The 21,291-nt window shown below is 71.4% G+C and carries 14 protein-coding genes and 1 pseudogene; 6 read left to right on the top strand and 9 right to left on the bottom strand.

Annotated features, from left to right (window positions below; all coding sequences use genetic code 11):
* Positions 1–8: 8 nt before the first annotated feature.
* A complete protein-coding gene (locus tag SACTE_RS23105) occupies positions 9–1,265 on the bottom strand; it encodes an Ig-like domain-containing protein (RefSeq protein WP_014048435.1) in 1,257 nt (418 codons plus the stop codon).
* Between the two features lie 214 nt (positions 1,266–1,479).
* Positions 1,480–2,700, bottom strand: coding sequence for an Ig-like domain-containing protein (locus SACTE_RS23100; RefSeq protein WP_014048434.1), 1,221 nt, complete (start codon positions 2,698–2,700; stop codon positions 1,480–1,482).
* A gap of 270 nt (positions 2,701–2,970) precedes the next feature.
* On the opposite strand from SACTE_RS23100, the gene glgX reads away from it, so the two are divergent.
* Positions 2,971–5,091 (top strand): glycogen debranching protein GlgX, encoded by a 2,121-nt coding sequence (gene glgX, locus SACTE_RS23095; RefSeq protein WP_019992326.1) that lies wholly within the window; start codon positions 2,971–2,973, stop codon positions 5,089–5,091.
* A gap of 192 nt (positions 5,092–5,283) precedes the next feature.
* Here the strand turns inward: glgX and SACTE_RS23090 are convergent, their stop codons facing one another.
* Genes SACTE_RS23090 through SACTE_RS23075 form a run of 4 tightly spaced genes read right to left on the bottom strand, consistent with a single transcriptional unit; the run spans position 5,284 to position 8,958 of the window.
* Positions 5,284–5,940 (bottom strand): response regulator transcription factor, encoded by a 657-nt coding sequence (locus tag SACTE_RS23090; RefSeq protein ID WP_014048432.1) that lies wholly within the window; start codon positions 5,938–5,940, stop codon positions 5,284–5,286.
* Positions 5,941–5,964: 24 nt separating this feature from the next.
* Complete coding sequence (locus tag SACTE_RS23085) at positions 5,965–7,224, bottom strand: sensor histidine kinase (RefSeq protein ID WP_014048431.1); 1,260 nt, start codon at positions 7,222–7,224, stop codon at positions 5,965–5,967.
* A 46-nt stretch (positions 7,225–7,270) separates the two neighbouring features.
* Positions 7,271–8,044: an ABC transporter permease gene (locus tag SACTE_RS23080; RefSeq protein WP_014048430.1), complete on the bottom strand. Its 774-nt coding sequence runs from the start codon at positions 8,042–8,044 to the stop codon at positions 7,271–7,273.
* A gap of 2 nt (positions 8,045–8,046) precedes the next feature.
* Positions 8,047–8,958: an ABC transporter ATP-binding protein gene (locus SACTE_RS23075; RefSeq protein ID WP_014048429.1), complete on the bottom strand. Its 912-nt coding sequence runs from the start codon at positions 8,956–8,958 to the stop codon at positions 8,047–8,049.
* 183 nt (positions 8,959–9,141) lie between these two features.
* Between SACTE_RS23075 and SACTE_RS23070 the strand changes: the two genes are divergently transcribed.
* Complete coding sequence (locus tag SACTE_RS23070; protein ID WP_014048428.1) at positions 9,142–10,968, top strand: ABC transporter ATP-binding protein; 1,827 nt, start codon at positions 9,142–9,144, stop codon at positions 10,966–10,968.
* Positions 10,965–12,842: an ABC transporter ATP-binding protein gene (locus SACTE_RS23065; RefSeq protein WP_014048427.1), complete on the top strand. Its 1,878-nt coding sequence runs from the start codon at positions 10,965–10,967 to the stop codon at positions 12,840–12,842. The genes SACTE_RS23070 and SACTE_RS23065 overlap by 4 nt, the downstream gene beginning before the upstream one ends.
* 573 nt (positions 12,843–13,415) lie before the next feature.
* Here SACTE_RS23065 and SACTE_RS23060 read toward each other — a convergent pair.
* Positions 13,416–13,832: pseudogene (locus SACTE_RS23060) on the bottom strand (hypothetical protein); the annotation flags it as partial.
* Positions 13,833–13,882: 50 nt separating this feature from the next.
* Here SACTE_RS23060 and SACTE_RS23055 point away from each other — a divergent pair.
* The 3 genes from SACTE_RS23055 to SACTE_RS23045 all read left to right on the top strand — a co-directional run bounded on the left by SACTE_RS23055 (position 13,883) and on the right by SACTE_RS23045 (position 17,817).
* Positions 13,883–14,323, top strand: a complete 441-nt coding sequence (locus tag SACTE_RS23055) for a hypothetical protein (RefSeq protein ID WP_014048425.1) — start codon at positions 13,883–13,885, stop codon at positions 14,321–14,323.
* Positions 14,324–14,406: 83 nt separating this feature from the next.
* Positions 14,407–15,087 (top strand): class I SAM-dependent methyltransferase, encoded by a 681-nt coding sequence (locus tag SACTE_RS23050; protein WP_014048424.1) that lies wholly within the window; start codon positions 14,407–14,409, stop codon positions 15,085–15,087.
* A gap of 681 nt (positions 15,088–15,768) precedes the next feature.
* Positions 15,769–17,817 carry a M4 family metallopeptidase gene (locus tag SACTE_RS23045; RefSeq protein WP_014048423.1) on the top strand — a complete coding sequence of 683 codons (2,049 nt, stop codon included), beginning with the start codon at positions 15,769–15,771 and terminating at the stop codon, positions 17,815–17,817.
* A gap of 70 nt (positions 17,818–17,887) precedes the next feature.
* On the opposite strand, the gene SACTE_RS23040 is transcribed toward SACTE_RS23045, so the two are convergent.
* The gene (locus SACTE_RS23040; protein ID WP_014048422.1) at positions 17,888–19,105 is read right to left on the bottom strand and encodes an alginate lyase family protein; all 1,218 of its coding nucleotides are present in this window, start codon (positions 19,103–19,105) and stop codon (positions 17,888–17,890) included.
* 222 nt (positions 19,106–19,327) lie between these two features.
* Positions 19,328–21,118 carry a SpoIIE family protein phosphatase gene (locus tag SACTE_RS23035; protein ID WP_014048421.1) on the bottom strand — a complete coding sequence of 597 codons (1,791 nt, stop codon included), beginning with the start codon at positions 21,116–21,118 and terminating at the stop codon, positions 19,328–19,330.
* Between the last annotated feature and the right edge of the window lie 173 nt (positions 21,119–21,291).

Here is a 21,291-nt window from a genome sequence, read left to right as displayed (position 1 = left end):
GAGGGTACCTACTCGGTCCACTCCGCCCAGTCCATGTTCCAGCCGTTGAGGCCGTTGTCCGGCTGGATCGTCTTGTCGTCGGAGTTCTTCACGACGACCACGTCGCCGATCAGCGAGTTGTCGAAGAACCAGGCGGCCGGGGCCTTTCCGTCCCGGCCTCCGCGCACGTCCCGCAGGCCGACGCAGCCGTGGCTGGTGTTGGTCGAGCCGAAGATGCTCGACGGACCCCAGTAGTTGCCGTGGATGAAGGTGCCCGAGGTGGACAGCCGCATCGCGTGGGGGACGTCCTTGATGTCGTACTCGTCGCCGAAACCGACGGTGTCACCGTCCATGCGGGTCACCTCCAGCTTCTCGCTGATGACCATCTGACCGTTGTACGTGGTCGTCGGCCTCGCGCCCGCCGAGATCGGGATGTCCTTGATCTGCTTGCCGTCCCGGACGACCTTCATGCGGTGCGAGCGCGCGTCGACGGTGGAGACCTGGCTGCGGCCGACGGTGAACGACACGGTCTTGGCCTGCTTGCCGTAGACCCCCGGCCGTCCCTCGACGCCGTCGAGGTCGAGGCGCAGGGTGACCTTGGTGCCCGCGGCCCAGTACTTCTCCGGGCGGAAGTCGAGGCGGTCGTTGCCGAACCAGTGGGGCTCGATCTCCACGGCCGGCTCCGCCGTCACCTTGATCGCCTTCTCGACGGCCTCGGGGTCGGTGATGCCCCGGGTGAAGTGGATCGACACCGGCATGCCGACGCCGACCGTCGAACCGTCCTCGGGGGTGTACTGCCCGATGAAGGTGTTCTTCGGCACGAGCGTGGTGAAGGTGGTGTCCTTGGCCGACTGGCGGCCCTTCTCGTCCTCGGCCACCGCGTGCACCGCGTACTTGGTCGCCGCGGCCAGATGCCGGTCCGGCACCCAGCTCAGTCCGTCGGCGGCGATCACGCCCGCGACCTCGTTGCCCTTGGGGTCGGCGACCTTCACGGTGCTCAGCTTCCCCCGCGCGGCCGTGATCTGAAGTTCACCGCTGGTCGCCACACCGTCGGCACCGTCCTTCGGCGCGATGGTCACCACCGCCTGCGAGGCGCTGGTGTCCGCGGTCTTCCGCGGGGCGGCCTTGGCGTCCTCACCCTTGTCGGCGGCGGCGCCGCTCCCCCCGCACGCCGTCACCAGCAACAGCAGGGCGCCGAGTACCAGTGCCAGAGGCCCATGAGCCCCGCGCACGTCCCGTCCCCTGCCGGCCCCGGCCGATGCCCCCGATATCGGCAGCCCGTTCATCGTGGTCGTCTCCCCTCGCACGGCCTGGCCCCGCCATGGCCCGCACTCCCGCGCGCTAGATGTGCACGCTCGGCGCAAGACAATCACACCGGGCGCGAGGAGAACTCCCCCGGAATGTCACCGTTGTGTCCCAACGCGCCCCCGTCATCCCCGAGAAGCCGGCCGGCGGTCCCGGGGAGGTCTTCCCCGGGACCTGTGCAGGTCGGGACGGTGGTCAGCGCAGCGCGGAACCCGCCTTCCACTGCGGCCACCCGAGATTCCAGCCACTGAGGCCGTTGTCCGGGGCGACCGTCTTGTCCGTGGAGTTGACCACCTCGACCACGTCGCCGACGAGGGTCCGCTCGAAGAACCATCCGGCCGGGGTGTCCGAGCTCCCGCCCTTGATGTCCCGCAGTCCGATGCAGCCGTGGCTGGTGTTGTCGGAGCCGAAGATGTCGGGGGATTCCCAGTAGTTGCCGTGCAGGAAGGTGCCGGACTTGGTGAGCCGGATGGCGTGCGGGACGTCCTTGATGTCGTACTCGCCGCCGAAGCCGACGGTCCGCCCGTCCATCCGGGTCACCTCGTGCAGCTCGGAGACCACCATCTTCCCGTTGTACGTCGTGGTCTTCTCGGCGCCCGCCGTGATCGGCACCGTGCTGACGACCTCGCCGTCGCGCCGCACCTCCATGGTGTGGGCCGCGGCGTCGACCACGGACGTCTGCGAGCGGCCGACCCGGAAGGTCACCTTCTTGCGCTGGCTGCCGTAGACGCCCGGGGCGCCCTCCACGTCCCGCAGTCCGACGTCGACGGTGACCTCGGTGCCCGGCTCCCAGTACTGAGCGGGCCGGAAGTCCAGCCGCTCCGTGCCGAACCAGTGGCCCACCACCTCGACCTGCGGCTCGGTGGTGATCCGGATCGCCTTCTCGACCGCGGCGCGGTTCCTGACCGGCCGGTTGAAGTCGAAGGAGACGATCATGCCGGTGCCCACGGTCGACCGGTTCTCCGGCTTGAAGTAGCCGATGAAGCGGTCCTTGGGGACCAGGGTGGTGAAGGTGGTGCTGCGGGCCGAGCGGCGGCCGTCGCCGTCGACCGCGACGGCCTCGACGCTGTACTTCCCGGCGAGCCCGAGCCGGTACTCCTTGTCTTCCGGCGCCCAGGACCGGCCGTTGCCGGCGATCTTCCCCGGCACCTCCTCCTGCTCCGCGTCCTCGATCCGTGTCACCTTGACCCGTTCGAGCCGGCCGTCGGGGACGGTCACCTCGATCCGGTCGTCCGCGCCCACGTTCTCGGCACCGTCCTTCGGGACGATGCGGATGGCGTCCCCCGGCGCGCGGCCGTCCCCGAAGAACGACGTCGCCTGGGTGCAGCCCGTGAGTACGGCCAGCACGGTGAACAGTCCTGCCCATGTCAGCACGGCGGCCGAACCCGCCCGTGCTCTCTTCGCTTCGTGGTTCACGCTCCCCCCAACGACGGGCCCGCCCCGGGGAAACGTGAGTGCGGGCCCGGCCGTGGGCAGAACAGGGGGGAGGACACCACCAGGAAGGGCCGTGGCCCAGGCGCCGCACGCCCTTTCCCCGGGGGGCCCGTCCGACGAGTCGCGGGAGGCTGAGAGGTGTCGAGCACAGCCGAGCAGGAGGAAGCGCCGCGTACGACGGGGCGGCCGGCGGCGGGCGGAGGGGCACCGCGGCGGGAACCGGACGGACCACCCGTATGGCCGGGTGCCCCGATGCCGCTCGGGGCCCGCTTCCGGGTCGGCCCGGACGGGGTGGCCGGCACCAATTTCGCCCTCTGGGCGGCCGGGGCGGAGGCCGTCGAGCTCTGCCTGTTCGACGCGGCGGGCCGTGAGACGCGGCTGCCGCTGACCGAGCTCACCCACGAGATCTGGCACGGCTTCGTCCCCGGGGTGGGTGCCGGGCAGCGCTACGGGTACCGGGTGCACGGCCGCTGGGACCCCTGGACCGGCGCCCGGTGGAACGCGGCGAAGCTGCTCCTGGACCCGTACGCCCGCGCGGTCGACGGAACGTTCACTCTGCCGCCCGAGGTCTACGGGCACGTCCGGGACTGGCCCGATCAGCACGTCGCGGACACCGTGCGCGACGACCGCGACTCGGCCCCGTTCGTCCCCAAGGGGGTCGTCGTCCATGACGACGACGACTGGGCCGACGACCGCCGCCCCAAGACGCCCTGGGCCGACACGGTCATCTACGAACTGCACGTGCGCGGCTTCACCAGGCTCCACCCCGGCATCCCTCCCGAGCTGCGCGGTACCTACGCCGGGCTCGCCCATCCCGCCGCGATCGGCCATCTGCGGCGGCTCGGGGTGACGGCCGTCGAGCTGCTCCCCGTCCACCAGTTCGCCCACGAGGACCACCTGCTGCGGCGCGGGCTGCGCAACTACTGGGGGTACAACTCCATCGGCTACTTCGCCCCGCACGCCGACTACGCGGCGAGCGGCACGGCCGGCGGCCAGGTCGGCGAGTTCAAGCAGATGGTCCACGCCCTGCACGACGCCGGGATCGAGGTGATCCTCGACGTCGTCTACAACCACACGGCGGAGGCCGGCGAGCTCGGCCCCATGCTGTCGCTGCGGGGCATCGACAACCGCGGCTACTACCGCCTCCAGGACGACGCCCGCCGCTACGCCGACTACACCGGCTGCGGCAACACCCTGCACGTGGTCCAGCCCCATGTCCTGCGGCTGATCACGGACTCCCTGCGCTACTGGGTGACCGAGATGGGCGTCGACGGCTTCCGCTTCGACCTGGCGGCGGCGCTGGCCCGTTCGATGCACGACGTCGACATGCTCTCCCCGTTCCTCGCGGTGATCGCCCAGGACCCGGTGCTGCGCCGCGTCAAGCTGATCGCGGAACCGTGGGACGTGGGCAACGGCGGTTACCAGGTGGGCGCCTTCCCGCCGCTGTGGACCGAGTGGAACGACCGCTACCGCGACGCCGTACGCGACTTCTGGCGCGGCGCCCTGCCCGACGTGCGCGATCTCGGCTACCGGCTCACCGGCTCCAGCGACCTGTACGCCTGGGGCGGCCGTCGCCCGTACGCCTCGGTCAACTTCGTCACCGCGCACGACGGTTTCACCCTGCGCGACCTGGTGAGTTACGAGCACAAGCACAACGAGGCCAACGGCGAGGACAACCGCGACGGCACCGACGACAACCGCGCCTGGAACTGCGGCGCGGAGGGCGAGAGCGACGACCCGGACGTGACCGCCCTGCGCCGCCGCCAGCTCCGCAACCTGCTGACCACCCTGCTCCTGTCGACCGGGGTCCCGATGCTGGTGGCGGGCGACGAGATGGGCCGCACGCAGGGCGGCAACAACAACGCCTACTGCCAGGACAACGAGACGGGCTGGCTGGACTGGTCGCTGCTGGAGCAGCCCGAGTGGCGGGAGCTGACGGAGCTGACGTCCCGGGTGCTGGCCCTGCGCCACACCCACCCGGTGCTGCGCCGCCGCGCGTTCTTCGCGGGGACGCCGCAGGCCCCGGACGGGCTGCGGGACCTGGCGTGGTTCACCCCCGAAGGCACGGAGATGACCGAGGGCGACTGGTACGCCCCGGCCGCCACGCTCGCGCTGTACCTCTCGGGGCGGGACATCCCCGGCCGGGACGCCACGGGCGGGCAGGTCACCGGCGACAGCTTCCTGGCGGTCCTGCACGCCGGGCACGCCCCGTGCGAGGTCCGGCTGCCGGGGCCGCCCTGGGCCACGGCGTACGAACTGGTCCTGGACACCTCACGGGAGGACCAGTCGGCCGCCCCTGGAACGGTCCGCCTCGGAGGGACGGTGCTGAGCGTCCCGGGCCGCTCGGTGCTGCTGCTGCGGGTGCGGGAGTAGGGCGTGTCTCGGAAGTGGCGCCGTCCGCCCGGAGGGCGGGTCCGGCGGCGTCCGGTGCGTGCGATCGCACGGCGGAGGGCCGCCCCGGTACCGGATGTACCGGGGTGATCCCGACAACGCGGCGAGGGTGCATGCCAGGCGTCGCCGGACAGGCGGGACTTCCGGAACACGCCCTGGCCGGGGCGCGGGGTCTCAGCCGAGGATGCCGCGCTCGTAGCCGAGGGCCACGGCGGCGGCGCGGTCCTTGGCGCCCAGCTTGGCGAAGACATGGGTGAGGTGGGTCTTCACGGTCGCCTCGCTGATGAACAGGACGGCCGCGATCTCACGGTTCGATGTGCCCTTGGCGACGAGGGCGAGCACCTCGCGCTCCCGGGTGGACAGCGCCTCCCCGCCGGGGGCCGCGGGGGTCCGTACCCGGGTGATCAGACGGGAGGCGACGGCCGGTGAGAGCACCGTCCGCCCGTCGGCGGCGGCGCGTACGGCGGTGAAGAGCTCCTCGCGGGGCGCGTCCTTGAGCAGATAACCGGTCGCGCCGGCCTCGATCGCGGGGAGCGTGTCGGAGTCGGTGTCGTACGTGGTCAGCACGAGCACCCTGGACCGGGCGCCGAGCCGGGTGAGCTCGGCGATGGCGGCCACTCCCCCGCCACCCGGCATCCGCAGGTCCATCAGCACGACGTCGGGATCCACCCGGCGCACGAGCTCCACGGCGGCCACCCCGTCGGCTGCCTCGCCGAGCACCTCGAAGCCGGGGGCGGAGGAGAACATCCCGCGCAGGCCGTCCCGTACGACGGGATGGTCGTCGACGAGGGCGAGGGTGATGACGCGTCGGGTGGCCGGTTCCTCAGTCATGTCGTGCCTCACGGTAGCGTCCCGTCATCCGCGCCGGACCAGGGGGACCCTGGCGGAGACGGCGGTGCCCAGCCCGGGGCCGGTCTCCACGGTGACCGTGCCCGCGATCCGTTCGGCGCGGGCCCGCATCCCGCCCAGGCCGAAGCCGCCCGCGCCGCTGTACGGCGGGAGCGCGGTCGGGTCGAAGCCGCGTCCGTCGTCGCGTATGTCCAGGGTGACCTCGTCACCCATGTAGGAGAGCGTGACCCCGGCGCGGGTCGCCGACGCGTGCCGGGCCGCGTTGGCGAGGGACTCCTCCGCGATCCGCAGCAGGGTCGCCCCGACCTCGTCGTGGAGGGGTTCGACGGTCCCCGTGACCGTGAACTCGGCCCGGACCGCGTGCCGTCCGGCCCATGCGGCCACCGTCTTCCCGAGCGCCTGGGGCAGGTCGTCGTCCTCCAGCGCCGCGGGCACCAGGTTGTGCACGGAACGGCGGGCCTCGCCGAGGCTGTGCCGGGCGAGTGCCGACGCCCGGTCGAGGTGCTGCCGGGCCAGCGCGGGGTCGCTCCCGGCGGTGGAGGTGACGGCCTGGAGCTGGGTGATGATTCCGGCCAGGCCTTGGGCGAGGGTGTCGTGGATCTCGGCCGCGAGACGGCGGCGTTCGTCGGCGATCCCGGCCTCCCGGGCCTGGAGGAGCAGTTGGGCGTGCAGGGTGGCGTTCTCGGCGAGGGCCCGTTCGAGGCGGGTGTTGGTGCGTTCCAGCTCGGTGATGGTCTCCTTCTGGCGGCGGGCCTTCGCCGCCTCCCGCGCGTCGAGGTCACCGAAGAGGAACGCGAGTGCCGCGTGCAGCGCGAAGAGCGCGAGGAAGGCGGCCCAGTTGAGGAGGGAGACCGGCGGCAGCCCGCTGCCGGACTGGGAGCCGGCCATGGTGGCGGCGGTGAACAGGAGTCCGGCGCGCACGAAGCGCTTCGGCAGCAGGGTGCCCGCGTCGAAGTAGCCGAGGATGGCGTAGACGGAGAAGAACGGGTTGCACCAGCAGAGCGCGAAGCCGATCGCGGACCGCAGGACGTAGTACACCCGCCCGGACCACGACCCCGCGGGCAGCCGGGGCCGGGACCGGTTCCACCACACCTGGAGGGCCCAGGCCGCGGCGGCCAGGCCTCCCGCCGTGTACGTCTGGGCCCGGGACATTCCGACGAGACCCGCGGAGAGCCAGGCCATCAGGACGGCCAGGCCGATCATCGCGTGCGGGCCGTAGCGGTGGAACTGCTCTCTGCGCTGCTCCGCCGTCGTACCGCCACTCATGATGTCCCCCCTCGGCCTGGTGCCCACAGTCTCCCCCAGGGCCGCGTCACTCCCAGCGGAAGAGCCGGGTCGACGCCGCGCCCAGCACCGCGGTCCACACCACCATGACCCCGAGGTGCGTCCAGCCGGGCCAGTCGCCCAGGGCCGCCTGGTCGAGGGCCTGGGAGGCCGCGCCGAACGGGGTGAACTCGACGATCCGGCGGAGCAGGTCCGGCATGGTCTGGACGGGCACCCAGACCCCGGCCGTGAACATCATGACCAGGTACGCCACCGAACCCACGGCGGCCGCCACCTTGGACGTCCGGGACAGGGCGCAGACGGTGGCGCCGAGGGCGAGGACACAGGCGACGGCCAGCAGGAGGGCCGTCGCGTAACCGGCGGACTGCCGCGGCAGCCCTACCCCGAAGGCGAGCCGGCCGACGGCCAGGACGAGGACGGCGGAACCCAGCGCGGCCGCGCCGTGCAGCACGATCTGCGCGGTCAGCAGGGCGGAGGGGCGGACGGGGGTGGCCGACATACGGCGCAGGATGCCGCGCTCGCGGTAGCCGGTGAGGACGGGAGGCATGGCCTGGAGTCCGGCCATGATCATGGCGAGGAGTACGGCCACCGGGACGTAGAGGTCGATGACGCTGCGTCCGCCGAGGGCCTCGTCGTCCTTCCGGAAGGAGGGGATCAGGCCGAGGATCGTCAGCAGGGCGGCCGGGAAGACCAGGATCCAGAAGAGGCTGCCCGGTTCGCGCAGGAAGAGGCGGGTCTCCGCCCTGAGGACGGCGGCGAGCGGTCTCCCGCCCGGGTCGGTGGCGCCGAGGGTCGCGGTCATGGTCAGGTGTCCTGCTCCGTGAGGTCGAGGAAGGCGTCGTCGAGGCTGGTCTCCAGGACGCGCAGTTGGCGGGCGGTGATGCCGTGCGCGGCCAGCAGCGAGATCACGGCGTCGGCGGTGTCGTCGTCGCCGTGGACGGTGATCCGGCCGTCCGGTCCGTCGGCCGAGACGGACACGGCCCCGGGCAGCCGGGAGAGTTCTCCCGTGTCCGGGAGCGGCTGCGAGGGGGTGAAGGAGATGACGGTGGAACCGGTGGACCGGTCGATCAGACCGGCCGGGGTGTCGAGGGCCACGACACGGCCCTTGTCGATGACCGCGACCCGGTCGCAGAGCCGCTGGGCCTCCTCCATGAAGTGGGTGACCAGCAGCACGGTCACCCCGTTCTCCCGTACCTCCTCGATGAGCCGCCAGGTGTCCCGGCGGGCGCGCGGGTCGAGGCCGGTGGTGAGTTCGTCGAGGACGACCACCTTCGGGTTGCCGATGAGCGCGAGGGCGATGAACAGACGCTGCTTCTGGCCGCCGGACAGCTTGCCGAAACGGCGGTCGAGATGGGCGTCGAGGCCGAGCCGCTCGGCGAGGGCCCAGCGGTCGGCGGGCTCCGGGTAGAAGGAGCTGTACAGCTCCAGCGCCTCGCGCACGGTCAGTTTGGGCTGGAGCCCGCTCTCCTGGAGCTGGGCGCCGAGCAGCCGGGTGACCTGTTCGCGGTCGGTCACCGGGTCGAGGCCCGCCACCCGGACGGTGCCGGCGTCGGGGACGCGCAGCCCCTCGACGCACTCGACGGTGGTGGTCTTCCCCGCCCCGTTGGGTCCGAGGATCCCGAAGATCTCCCCCTCGTCGACGTGGAAGCTCACCCCGTCGACGGCAAGGCGCCCCCCGTAGGCCTTGCGTACCTCGTTCACTTCGATGATCGGCATGCCGTCGAGGATTCCGGCGGGCGGGCGGCGGCGGTATCCGCCGACCCGCTCGAGACGCCGTCAGCCGATCGGTTGACAGGCCGCCCCGTCCGGTTGATGCGCGGCCACGGACGGCCGGTGCGGCCACGGACGTCCGGAAAATCACGTGAGTCCTGTCAGTGGTGAACCTTAGGCTCGCTCCTGATGCCCGAAACACTTGCAGAGCCCACGGACCGGTCCGCCGTGCGCTCCCTCCTGCGTCTGTGGCCCTATGTCCGACCGGTGCGGGCGCGCTGGTTCACCGCCGCGTTCGTCGCGGTGCTCGCGTCCTGCCTGGGTCTGGTGATCCCCCTCGTCCTGAAGTGGATGGTGGACGGTCCCGTCGCCGACCGGGACCCGGGCGGGGTGTGGCTGGGCGCGCTGTACCTGCTGCTGCTGGGGCTGGTGGAGGCGGGCCTCTTCGGTCTGCGGCGGTGGCTGGTGGCACGCCCCCTGGCCGGGGTGGAGGCGTCGATGCGCGCCGATCTCTACCGTCACCTCCAGCGGCTCCCGGTGGCGTTCCACGACCGCTGGCCCTCCGGGCAGCTGCTGTCACGCGGGACCACGGACCTGATGCTGCTGCGGATGTTCCTGGCGTTCCCGTTGACCTTCCTGCTGGTCAACGCCACGACGATCCTGGTCGGTTTCGTCATCCTGTTCGCCCAGGAGTGGTCGCTGGGCCTGGTGCTGCTGGCGCCCGCGGTGCCGCTGATGATCCTGTGCTCCGTCTTCGAGACGAAGTACTCACTGGTGGCGCGGAAGGCGCAGGACCAGGTCGGCGACCTGACGACGGTCGTCGAGGAGAGCGTGCTGGGCATCCGCATCGTCAAGGGGTTCGGCCGCAACCGCAGCCAGGCACGGGCCTTCCGGGCGCTCGCGCAGCGGCTGCGCGGTACGGAGCTGGTCAAGGCCCGGCTGCTGGCGGGGATCTGGGCGCTGATCACCACCATCCCGGAGCTGGCCATCGGGGCCGCGCTGGTGCTGGGGACGATCCAGGTGGCGGACGGCGGGCTGTCGGCCGGCACACTCGTGGCGTTCCTGTCGACGGCGCTGGCGCTGCGCTGGCCGGTCGAGTCGATCGGTTTCCTGCTGGCGATGAGCCAGGAGTCGGCGACGGCCGCCGACCGCTTCTTCGAGGTCATGGACGTCGCGGAGGAGCCGTCGACGGCGGTCGAGGGCGGGCGGGAGCCCGGGGACGGCGGGTCGGGTCTCGTCTTCGAGGGCGTCGAGTTCCGCTACCCGGACGCCGATGCCGCCTCCGTCCCCGTCCTGTCCCGGATCGATCTGCGGATCCGTCCCGGGGAGACGATGGCCCTGGTGGGGGCGACCGGTTCAGGCAAGACCACGCTGACCGCGCTCGTGCCCCGGCTGCACGAGATCACCGGAGGCCGCATCCTGCTGGACGGTGAGGACATCGCGGACATGGAGCGCTCCCGGCTGCGCGAGCTGGTGTCCGTGGCCTTCGAGGAGCCGACGCTCTTCTCGGCGACCGTCGGGGAGAACGTGCTGATGGGCGCGGACGGCGCGAGCGAGGAGGAGTTGCGCCGGGCCCTGTCCGTCGCCCAGGCCGACTTCGTCCACGACCTGCCCCAGGGCGTCGACACCCAGGTCGGCGAGCAGGGGCTGAGCCTGTCGGGCGGTCAGCGCCAGCGCCTCGCGCTGGCCCGTGCCGTCGTCGGCAGGCCGCGTTTCCTGGTGCTCGACGACCCGCTCTCCGCGCTGGACGTGCACACGGAGGCCCTGGTGGAGGCGGCGTTGCGGCGGGTGCTGGAGGAGACGACAGCCCTGGTCGTCGCGCACCGGCCGTCCACGGTGATGCTGGCAGACCGGGTGGCGCTGCTGTCCGGCGGCCGGATCAGCGCCGTCGGCACCCACCAGGAACTGCTGCACCACAACGCCGAGTACGCCTGGCTGATGTCGGGCGCGGACGGCGCCATGGACGCGGACGACCACGCCGGTGTCCCCACTGCCGAGGAGAGCAGCACCCGATGACCAGTACCACAGCGGGCGGCCCCGTCCTGGCCGACGAGGACCCGCCCGGCAAGAAGCCCGCCCCCCAGGACGTCCCCGGCGCCTTCGACGCGTTCGACCGGGACGACCTGCCCACTCCGCCCGGCGCGACCTGGGCGCTGCTGACGTCGCTGCTCGGTCCGCTGCGCGCCAGGGTGGTCGTCGCCTCGCTCGTGCTGCTGGTCCAGCAGGCCGCCGTCCAGGCCGGGCCGCTGCTCGTCGCGTTCGCCATCGACCGGGGTGTGCCCGCGTTCCGGGACCACGACCACGGACCGCTGATCGCCGTCGGCGCCGGGTACGCGGTGTGCTCGGCCGGGGCCGGGCTGCTCCAGTACGCGTTCATCCGGGCCGCCGCCCGGATCAACCAGGACGTGCTGCTCGACCTGCGCGGACGCATCTTCCGCCACTCCCAGGCGCTGAGCGTGGACTTCCACGAGCGGTACACCTCGGGGCGGCTGATCTCGCGCTCGACCACGGACGTGGAGTCGCTGCGCGAGCTGCTGAGCGAGGGGTTGCAGGAACTCCTCGGCGTGGTGCTGTCGTTCGTGTCGATCACGCTGATGCTGTTGTGGCTGGACCTCGGGATCGGCGCCATCGCCGTGGCCTCCTTCGGCCCGCTGTACGTGCTGGTGCGCTCCTACCGGCGGCGCGCGGCGAAGGCGTACGCGGGACGGTCCACGGCCATCGCGGCCGTGATCGTGAAGTTCGCCGAGACGATGAACGGCATCCGTCCCGTGCAGGCCTTCCGCAGGGAGCGGGCCAACGAGGCGGACTTCGCGGTGCTCAACCACCGGCACGAGCGGCGGAACGGCGACGCGCTGCTGGAGATGGCCCGTTACGTCGTCGGGTCCCGGCTCGTCGCGAACACGGCGGTGGCCGGGATGGTGCTGTGGGGGGCGTACCGGGTGGCGTCGGGCACGCTGGAGCTCGGGGTGCTGGCCGCGGCGGTGCTGTATCTGCGGCGGCTGTACGACCCGATCGACCGGCTCGCCATGTTCCTCAACTCCTACCAGTCGGCCGCCGCGTCGCTGGAGAAGATCGCCGGTCTGCTGGCGCAGACGCCCATGGTCCCGGAGCCGGCCGCGCCGAAGGAGCTGCCCGCCCTGACCGGTGGGATCCCTGGCCGCGAGGTGCGGTTCGAGGGGGTGCGGTTCGCGTACCGCACGGGCGGTGAGGTGCTGCCCCGCTTCGATCTGACCGTCCCCGCGGGTCAGACCGTGGCGGTGGTGGGCTCGACGGGCGCGGGCAAGTCGACGCTCGTCAAGCTGCTCGCCCGCTTCTACGACCCGACCGACGGCCGGGTCCTGCTGGACGGCACCGACCTGCGGGACCTGCCGACGCCCGAGCTGCGCCGGGGCGTGGTGATGGTGACCCAGGAGGCGTTCCTCTTCTCCGGGACGATCCGGGAGAACATCGCGATCGGCCGCCCGGAGGCCACACCCGAGGAGATCGAGCGCGCGGCCAAGGCCATCGGCGCGCACGACTTCATCAGCGGCCTGCCCGACGGTTACGACACGGACGTACGCAAGCGGGGCGGCCGGATCTCCGCGGGTCAGCGCCAACTGGTGGCGTTCGCCCGCGCGCTGCTCGCCGACCCGGCGGTGCTCATCCTGGACGAGGCCACGAGTTCGCTCGACGTCCCCGGCGAGCGGGCGGTGCAACAGGCGATGGACACGGTGCTGCGCGGCCGCACCGCGGTGGTCGTCGCGCACCGGCTGTCGACGGTCGAGATCGCCGACCGGGTGCTGGTGATGGAGCACGGCCGGATCGTGGAGGACGGCGCCCCGGCCGAACTCATCGCGGGAACCGGCCGTTTCGCGGGCCTGCACCGGGCGTGGCGGGAGAGCCTGGCGTGACGGCCGGGTGCGGGGGTCGGACGGGGTGCGGATATCACGGCCAGATGCCCGCTCCTCAGCGCGGGGGAAGGAACGAACTTCTCGGCGACAAGTCTTTCCTCCATACCTGTAAACGTATGGCGTAAGCACTACGTTATGAGGGAGGGCCGTGTGCATTTGCACGGCGACTCGAAAAATTGTGTGGTGCGCCGGCCCCCAGCCGGACAGCAAGTGGCCGACGCCCACCAGCGGGCCCTGGCTGCTGGAAGTGGTTCCAGACGCTGATCCAGATCTGGATCAGCGGGAACACGATCTTCCAGCGGCCGGGGCCTCCTTCACCCCTCTTGCGGGGCTTCGCGTGTCGGCTCATCGGTCCTCCAATCAGCGAGCACCCGCCCCCGACGGGGGACTTGGCGGTGCAGGGTGATCAGAGGCCCGCAAAGCTCTACGCGGAGTCGACCTTACCCAGGGACTCCCCAACCCCGTCCGTGGTCGCAGAAATCGCCGTATCCAAGTCGCCGGGTGCAAGTCCGGGCCAGAAGAGCAGAAGGCGTCCAGAAGCCGGGCACGAGGTGGTTTCCCACCTCGCTCTCTTCACTGCGGAGGCCGGCTGTACTGCGCAAGCGAGGCCTTCGACATGGACCGGTCCACGAGCCTCAGTTCCCAGGGGCCTGTGTTCACCTCGAAGTCCTTCCCGAAACCCACCCACTTCCCGACCATGCGCCGCCCGGTCGGCTCCACGAGCAGTTGTACGGCCCCGTGGTAGCGGGCTCCCTGGTAGTACCCGTCGGCAGCCGTATGCTCCACCCAGCTTCCCGTGACCACGTTCCGGTCCACCGTCAGGTCCAGGGTGAGCGGGCTGTCCGGATTGCTGGACGCCCGTGGGAGGCTTTGCGCGGTCAAGCGGTTCCCATGCTGGACGATCACCACGTGATGTCGCCCCTCATAGGTGTCGCCCCGCCCGGACGAGTAGAACTCGTACCGGCTGAGCCACACACCGGAGAAGGTCTCGAAGGTATGCCCCGCGCCCGCCTTTGTGTTGCATGACGACGACTCCGTACATGCGCCCCGTCGAGATTGCCGACCTCATCAGCACCGAGGTACAGGCGCTGCTCATCAAGGACGTCCGGCACCACTGGCCCCACCTCACTGAGGACATGGGCAAGCGCGGCGTGCACCAGATGGTGGCCTTCCTTGCCACCAGCCCCCGCACCGAGCAACCACTGACCCCGTCGCTGCGCGTGGATGCGTTCTGGCACGCTTTTCTCCAGCGAACCGTGCCTTACGTCGCGTTCTCCAGGGCCCTCGGAGTCGACCTCATCCACCACGTACCGCAGGACGACCGCCCTGACCCGGAATCGGGCCGTCTCGCGATGGAGGTGACGAAGTCGGCGATCCGCGAGGCAGGATTCGAGGTGGACGCAGCGTACTGGCCCGGCGAAGGTGCGGCGGAGTGCACACAGTGCCATGCCGGATGCACGGACAGCCCGGTGAACACGTAGCTCCACGGAAGTAGCAGTGAGCCCGCATCGGCCGCCCGGTGGCACCACCGGGCGGCTGCCGCCTTGGATGAGAAGGGACGCACATGACCGACACCCGTGCCTCCGCATGGGACACCTACTCGCTGGCGACACCGCAACGCCGAATGGCGAACGGCAGGGGCGAGACAACGTGGTTCAACTGGACCCAGCATCCTGATCACGGGCCCGGCACGGAAGTCCTCTCCCTCGGTCCTGCGCAGGCCGCGCTCGACCTCGGTTGCGGGTCGGGGGGCAATCTGGCCCACCTGGCCGCCCTGGGGATGCGGGCCGTGGGCGTCGACCTGTCCCCGGTGCAGCTCGACAAAGCACGCACTCGGTGGTCCGACGTGCCCGGGTTGGAGCTCCACCAGGGAGATGCGCTCGCCTTCCTGGAGGACGGTGTGCAGCCCTTCCACGCCGTCTACTCCGTGTTCGGCGCCGCCTATTTCACCGATCCGGCCCGTATGCTCCCCGCCGTTCACAAGGCTCTCGCCCCCGGCGGGGTCTTCGCGATGTCCCAGCGTCCGGCGGTCGAGGGTTGCTACGGCTGCCAGGCCTCCTACATCCCGCGCGGCCCGGAGACGGACCCGGCCGTGGTGAAACGGTGGGACTACACACCCGAGTCCTGGGCCGGGTTGTTCGCGGCGAACGGATTCGACGACGTGACAGCCGTCGTTCTCCCGGCCCCGCCCCGAGGCCCGCTCCGGATCGGCACTCTCCTGCTCCGGGGCGTGCGCGGAACGTAGACGCGGCTCGCCCGAGTAGGGACGGGAGTTGGGGTCGGGCACCGAGTCCGCACCGCAGAGCACGCGTCCCACTTCAGGACTTCGCCACACGGCACTGCCGGAGCCCGGCAGGCCCCGCCGCACGTACACCGGACGACCCGGCGCCGTGCCCCCAGGCGTTCCTGGGCGCCTCAGACCGGTGACGCCGGGCTCACTCTCCTCGTCGGCGCGGCCTCGCAGAGGTCCCGTCGGACGGAGAGCTGTCCCGAGGGGGCTCCCCGCACCGTGCGGGGAGCCCTCGCTGTTCCGGCTCTCCCGGCCGCACTCCGTCCGGCCGGGAGAGGAGCCCGCACGGCACGGCGTGGAACCGGCCACAGTTCCGGTCCGTCTCAGCCCGTGGTCTTCGTCCGCTTCCCCGCGTGCGGCCCGAGGGCGGGGGATACCGGCGGAAACCCCTCTCTGCCCTGCGTCGTACGGCCCATGCCGTTTGCGGCGCCGTCTTACGCCATCGCGATGACACAGGGCGAAACGTCCGCTTAACGAACATGACCATTCCGGCAACGGACGAGTTCCGGCCAATGTGTTGACGCGGTCCTGACATGCCCCTGGTTCTGCTGGCACTCTTCCCCCGTTCCACGCATCGCCTGCTCTGCCGCCGACTCACCCAGCCGGCCGTCACCCCCCTCGCAGAAGGAGTTCCGCGTGAGATCCACGCCCAGCCGTCGTGCCACCGCGACCGGTGCCCTGATAACCGCCGCAGCCCTCCTCGCCGTCGGAGTACAGACCGGCGGCGCGTCGGCCGCGCCCGTGAGCGGTACCGCCGCCCCGGCCGCCGCGGTGAAAGGCGCCGACCCCGGCGCGCTCCCCGCCCAGCTCTCCCCCGCCCAGCGCGCCGAACTGCTCCGCGAGGCCAACGCCACCAAGGCGGCCACCGCGAAGGAGCTCGGCCTCGGCGCCACCGAGAAGCTGGTCGTCCGTGATGTCGTCCAGGATGTCGACGGCACCACGCACACCCGCTACGAGCGCACCCTCGACGGACTCCCGGTCCTCGGCGGCGACCTGGTCGTGGCCGAGACCAAGGCCGGTACGACCGAGGCGGTGACCAAGGCGTCCAAGGCGACCAGCGCCCAGCTGAAGGCCGTCTCCACCAAGGCGGACGTCGCTCCGGCCACCGCCGAGAAGCAGGCCCTCACCGCCGCCGCGGCCGACGGCTCGAAGAGCACCGAGGCGAGCGAGGCCCCGCGCAAGGTGGTCTGGCTGGCGAGCGGGACCCCGCAGCTCGCCTACGAGACGGTCGTCGGCGGCCTCCAGCACGACGGCACCCCGAACGAGCTGCACGTGATCACGGACGCCACCTCCGGCGCCAAGCTGTACGAGTGGCAGGCCATCGAGACCGGCACCGGCAACACCCAGTACAACGGCCAGGTGACGCTCGGCACCTCGGGCTCCGGCAGCTCGTACAACCTCACCGACTCCGGGCGCGGCAACCACAAGACGTACAACCTGAACCGCGGTACGTCCGGCACCGGGACCCTGTTCACCGGCCCCGACGACGTCTGGGGCAACGGCAACCCGTCGAACGCCGAGACGGCCGCCGCCGACGCGCACTACGGCGCCGCGGAGACCTGGGACTTCTACAAGAACGTCATGGGCCGCACCGGCATCCGGGGCGACGGCGTGGGCGCGTACTCACGCGTCCACTACGGCAACAACTACGTCAACGCCTTCTGGACCGACAGCTGCTTCTGCATGACCTACGGCGACGGCAGCGGCAACCTCGCGCCCCTGACGTCCCTGGACGTGGCGGCCCACGAGATGACGCACGGCGTCACCTCCAACACCGCCGGCCTCAACTACAGCGGCGAGTCGGGCGGTCTCAACGAGGCGACCTCGGACATCTTCGCGGCGGGCGTGGAGTTCTACTCCAACACCGCCACGGACCCCGGTGACTACCTCATCGGCGAGAAGATCGACATCAACGGCGACGGCACCCCGCTGCGCTACATGGACAAGCCGAGCAAGGACGGCGCGTCCAAGGACGCCTGGTACTCGGGGATCGGCTCGGTCGACGTCCACTACTCCTCGGGCCCGGCGAACCACTTCTTCTACCTGCTCTCCGAGGGCAGCGGGGCCAAGACCGTCAACGGGGTGTCCTACAACTCCCCCACCTCCGACGGCCTCCCGGTGACCGGCATCGGCCGCGACAAGGCGCTGCAGATCTGGTTCAAGGCGCTCACCACGAAGTTCACCTCGACCACGAACTACGCGGCGGCGCGCACCGGCACCCTCGCCGTGGCCGGTGAGCTGTACGGCACCAACAGCGCCGAGTACGCCGGAGTCGCCAACGCCTGGGCCGCCATCAACGTGGGCAGCCGCCCCGGTGGCAGCACCGACCCCGAGCCGGGCGGCAAGGTCTTCCAGAACACCACCGTGAAGGCCCTGGCCGACCGCGCCACCACGAACATCCCCGTCGTCGTCTCCGGCGTCACCGGCAACGCGCCCAGCAACCTGTCGGTCGCGGTCAACATCAGCCACACCTACCGCGGTGACCTGGTCCTCGACCTGGTCGCCCCGGACGGCACGGCCTACCGGCTGAAGAACTCCTCGTCGAGCGACTCGGCGGACAACGTGGTGGCGACCTACACGGTCAACGCCTCGTCCGAGGTCGCCAACGGCACCTGGAACCTGCGGATCCAGGACGTCTACTCCGGTGACACCGGCACGTTCAACAGCGTGAAGCTCACCTTCTGACGCCCACCCGCCGACCCACGCACGAGGACGACGGCCCGGGAGCACGCTCCCGGGCCGTCGTCGTGCGCGGTCAGTTCGGGTTGTCGGCGTGCGTCAGGGTCTCCCAGGCCACGAACAGGTTGTTCGAGGCGGCGGGCCGCTGCCGCTCGGTGAGGGTCTGGGTGTTCGTCATGGCGTAACCCATGCGGTTGTGCAGGGCGTTGAAGCCGACCTCGGTGACCGGGCCGAGGCTGTCCTTGAGCGAGCCGCCGCACAGGGAGGACGGGACCTTCTCCCCCAGCTGGTACTTGGCGTGCAGCCCCAGCGCGTGACGGAGCCGGTCGGCGACCTCCGGGTAGAGGTCCTGGCCCTGGATCCGGCTGGTCTCGGCGATGTGGGAGATCGCGGAGAGCCCGTAGCCGGTGTGGGTGAGGTCGCGGCAGGTCTCCTGCGAGAGCCCGTCCACGAAGGTCGACTGGCCCTGCCAGTAGTTGATGATCTTTTCCCGCGTGTCGAGACCGCTGCCGGGCGCGGCCTTCGGCAGCGATCCGTCGGCGGTCACGTATATGTACGCGGGGACGCGGCCGCGGAACTTGGCGACGGCCCTGTCGTAGGCGCCCCGGTCCTCCAGGAAGACCGCGATGCCGATCGCGGCCTCGGTCATGGAGAGTTCCCAGTTGCCGTTGCTGTTCGAGCCGTTGGCGACCTTGGGCAGGTAGACGTCACGCAGCATGGTGCCGAAGCGGCCGGACGCCGGCCAGTTGCCGTACGTGTACTTGATGATCTCGGCCGCCCGCGGCCAGGAGGAGCCGGCCCAGCCCGTCTGCAGCGGGGCGTTGCTGTTGGTGTGGTCCTTGATCACGCCCGACCAGGCGTCCATGATCTGGATCGCCTTCTGGGCGTAGCGGCCGTCCTGGCTGATGTACCAGGCCAGCGAGAGGGTGTACGCGGCCAGCGCGTCCTCGCGCTCGTCGGTGCAGCCGTTGTTGGGGTTGGAGTACGAGCCGCACTCCACGACGGCGCGGGGCTTGGCGGTCCGCGAGAGCGAGGCGTAGGGACTGGCCAGCATCTGGTCGTACGCCCCCTTCCACGGCTGGGCCCCCGCCTGGACCTTGCCGCGTACGAAGTCGAGCTGCGGCCGGCTGACCAGGACGCCGGGGTGGGTGAAGGACGCCGGGGCGGCCGCGGCGGACGGGGAGTCGGTGGCGTCGTGTTTGCCGGCCATGGCCGGGGCCATGAAGGCCGTGGTGAGCAGTGCGGCCAGGGCGGCGGCGAGGCCCAGGACGCGCGCGATGGATCCGGTACGCATGTGGGGGTGCCTTCCGGTGGGAGGTGGTCCGGCGACCGACCACGCGAACATGTTCATAGATATGAACGCTAGGCCGGTCTGTGAACTCTGCGATGAGTGAGGAACTTAAAGGCATCCCATGGACACGTCAAGACTCTGCGTTCAGGCATCGAAGGGTCGGCCCCCGGCGCTCACCACCCGGCGGACGCCGGGCCGTCGAGGTGTTCCGGGTACGGTGCCGGGTCAGCCCGGGATGTTCTGCTCGGCCCAGACGACCTTGCCGTCCGCCGTCCGGCACGAACCCCACCTGCGGCACAGCAGGTTGATGAGCTGGAGCCCGCGCCCGCCCTCGTCCTGGACGTCGGCGTGCTGGATCTGGGGCAGGTCGGGTCCGGTGTCCGAGACCTCCACCCGGAGCCGGTCGTCGCGCAGCAGCCGGAGCTGGCCGGGCCCGCCGCCGTAGCGCAGGGCGTTGCCGACCAGTTCGCTGACGACCAGTTCGGTGACGTCCGCGAGGTCGGCCAGGTCCCACCGGGCCAGCTGTTCGTTGACCAGCTTGCGGGCGGTGGAGGCGGCGTTGCCGTCGGCGGGCAGGTCCCACACCCGCAGTCCGACGTCATCCGGCAGCGCGCAGGCCTCGGCGACCTGGAGCACCGCCTCGTCGAACCGCGCGTCGTCCTTCCTCAGCGTGGCGAGCAGCCCGCCCTCGTCGAGGCGCCCGGGAGACATCGCCCCGACCGTGGCGCGCAGCCCCGCCAGTTGGACGTCCACGTCGTCGGTACGGGTCTTGATCAGGCCGTCGGTGTAGAGCACCAGCCGCCCGCCCTCGGGGACGCACAGCCGCAGCGGGTCGTACGGGATGACGCCGGCGCCCAGCGGTGCGCCCACCGGCACGTCCAGGAAGCGGGGCGCGCCGTCCCCGTCGACCAGCAGCGGCGGCGGGTGTCCCGCGCTGGCGAGTGTGTAGCTGTGGTCGGCCGGGTCGTAGACCGCGCAGAGGCAGGTGGCGACCTGGTCGTCCTCCAGGTCGCGGGTGGCCAGGTCGAGCCGGGCCAGCACCCGGTCGGGCGCGATGTCCAGCGTCATGAGGGTGCGGGCGACCGTGCGCAGCCGGCCCATGGTGGCGGCGGCCGGCAGCCCGTGCCCGGTGACGTCCCCGACCACCAGCGCCGTACGCCCGCCGGGCAGCGCCACCACGTCGTACCAGTCGCCGCCCACGCCGTGGGCGTCGGTGGCGGGGGCGTAGTGGGAACGGACGCGCAGGCCGGGGGTGTGCGGGGTGGCGCGCGGGAGCAGGCTGCGCTGGAGCGAGACGACGTGTTCGCGCTCGCGCCCGTAGAGCCGGGCGTTGTCCATGAACACGGCAGCGATGGCGGCGAGTTGACCGGCCAGCTCGACATCGGCGCGGTTGAAGGGCGGGCTGCCCCCGGCGCGTACGAAGTCGGCGGAGCCCAGCAGGACGCCCCGGGCGATCAGCGGCACGGCCATGTAGCTGTGCACCCCTTGACGGCGCATCGCGTCGGCGGCGCTGTCCGTGGGGGCGACGCGTCCGTAGTCCTCGTCGGTCATCCGGCTGACCAGCACCGGGCGGCCGTTGCGCAGGCAGTGGACGGTCAGGAGCGTCTCACGGCGCCGGCTGTGGTCGACCACCTCGCCGACCGGCGCGGGTTCCAGGCCCGACAGCGAGTCCAGGGCCTTGACCGCGATGGCGCGGGTGAGGGGGACGGCCGCGCCGGTGACCCGCTCGCCCTCCTCGCCCATCAGGACCGACTCCAGCAGGTCCACGGCGGCGCCGTCCGCGAGTCGCGGCACACTGAATTCGGCCAGTTCCCGTGCGGTGCGCTCCAGGTCGAGGGTCGTGCCGATCCGGGTGCTCGCCGTGTGGAGCCAGCGCAGCCGGGCCGCGGTGGTGAAGCGGTCGGCCCGGAGCTGGGTACCGGCCTCCGGGTGACGGATGTGCAGCTGACGGGACGCGCCGCGCTGTGCGGCCAGCCGACGGGTCAGGCGTCTCGCTCGGCTTCCGCCGCCGTTCACCGTGCCGACCTCCACTCGCGCCCGCGGGACGCCTCGCTGTCCTGTCGCATCGGTGGGACCAGGCCACACCGGCACCGGCTGTCATGTTAGCCAGGTCACGGTGGAATCACTCCTGCCGGTGAGGGGCGATCCCGTGGTGCGGACACCGGTGGGCCCGACGCCGTGCGGACGGC

The organism is Streptomyces sp. SirexAA-E, from assembly GCF_000177195.2.
GTDB lineage: Bacteria > Actinomycetota > Actinomycetes > Streptomycetales > Streptomycetaceae > Streptomyces > Streptomyces flavovirens.
The sequence above is the reverse complement of the archived record's forward strand: the minus strand, read 5'-3'. Positions and strand labels throughout refer to the sequence as shown.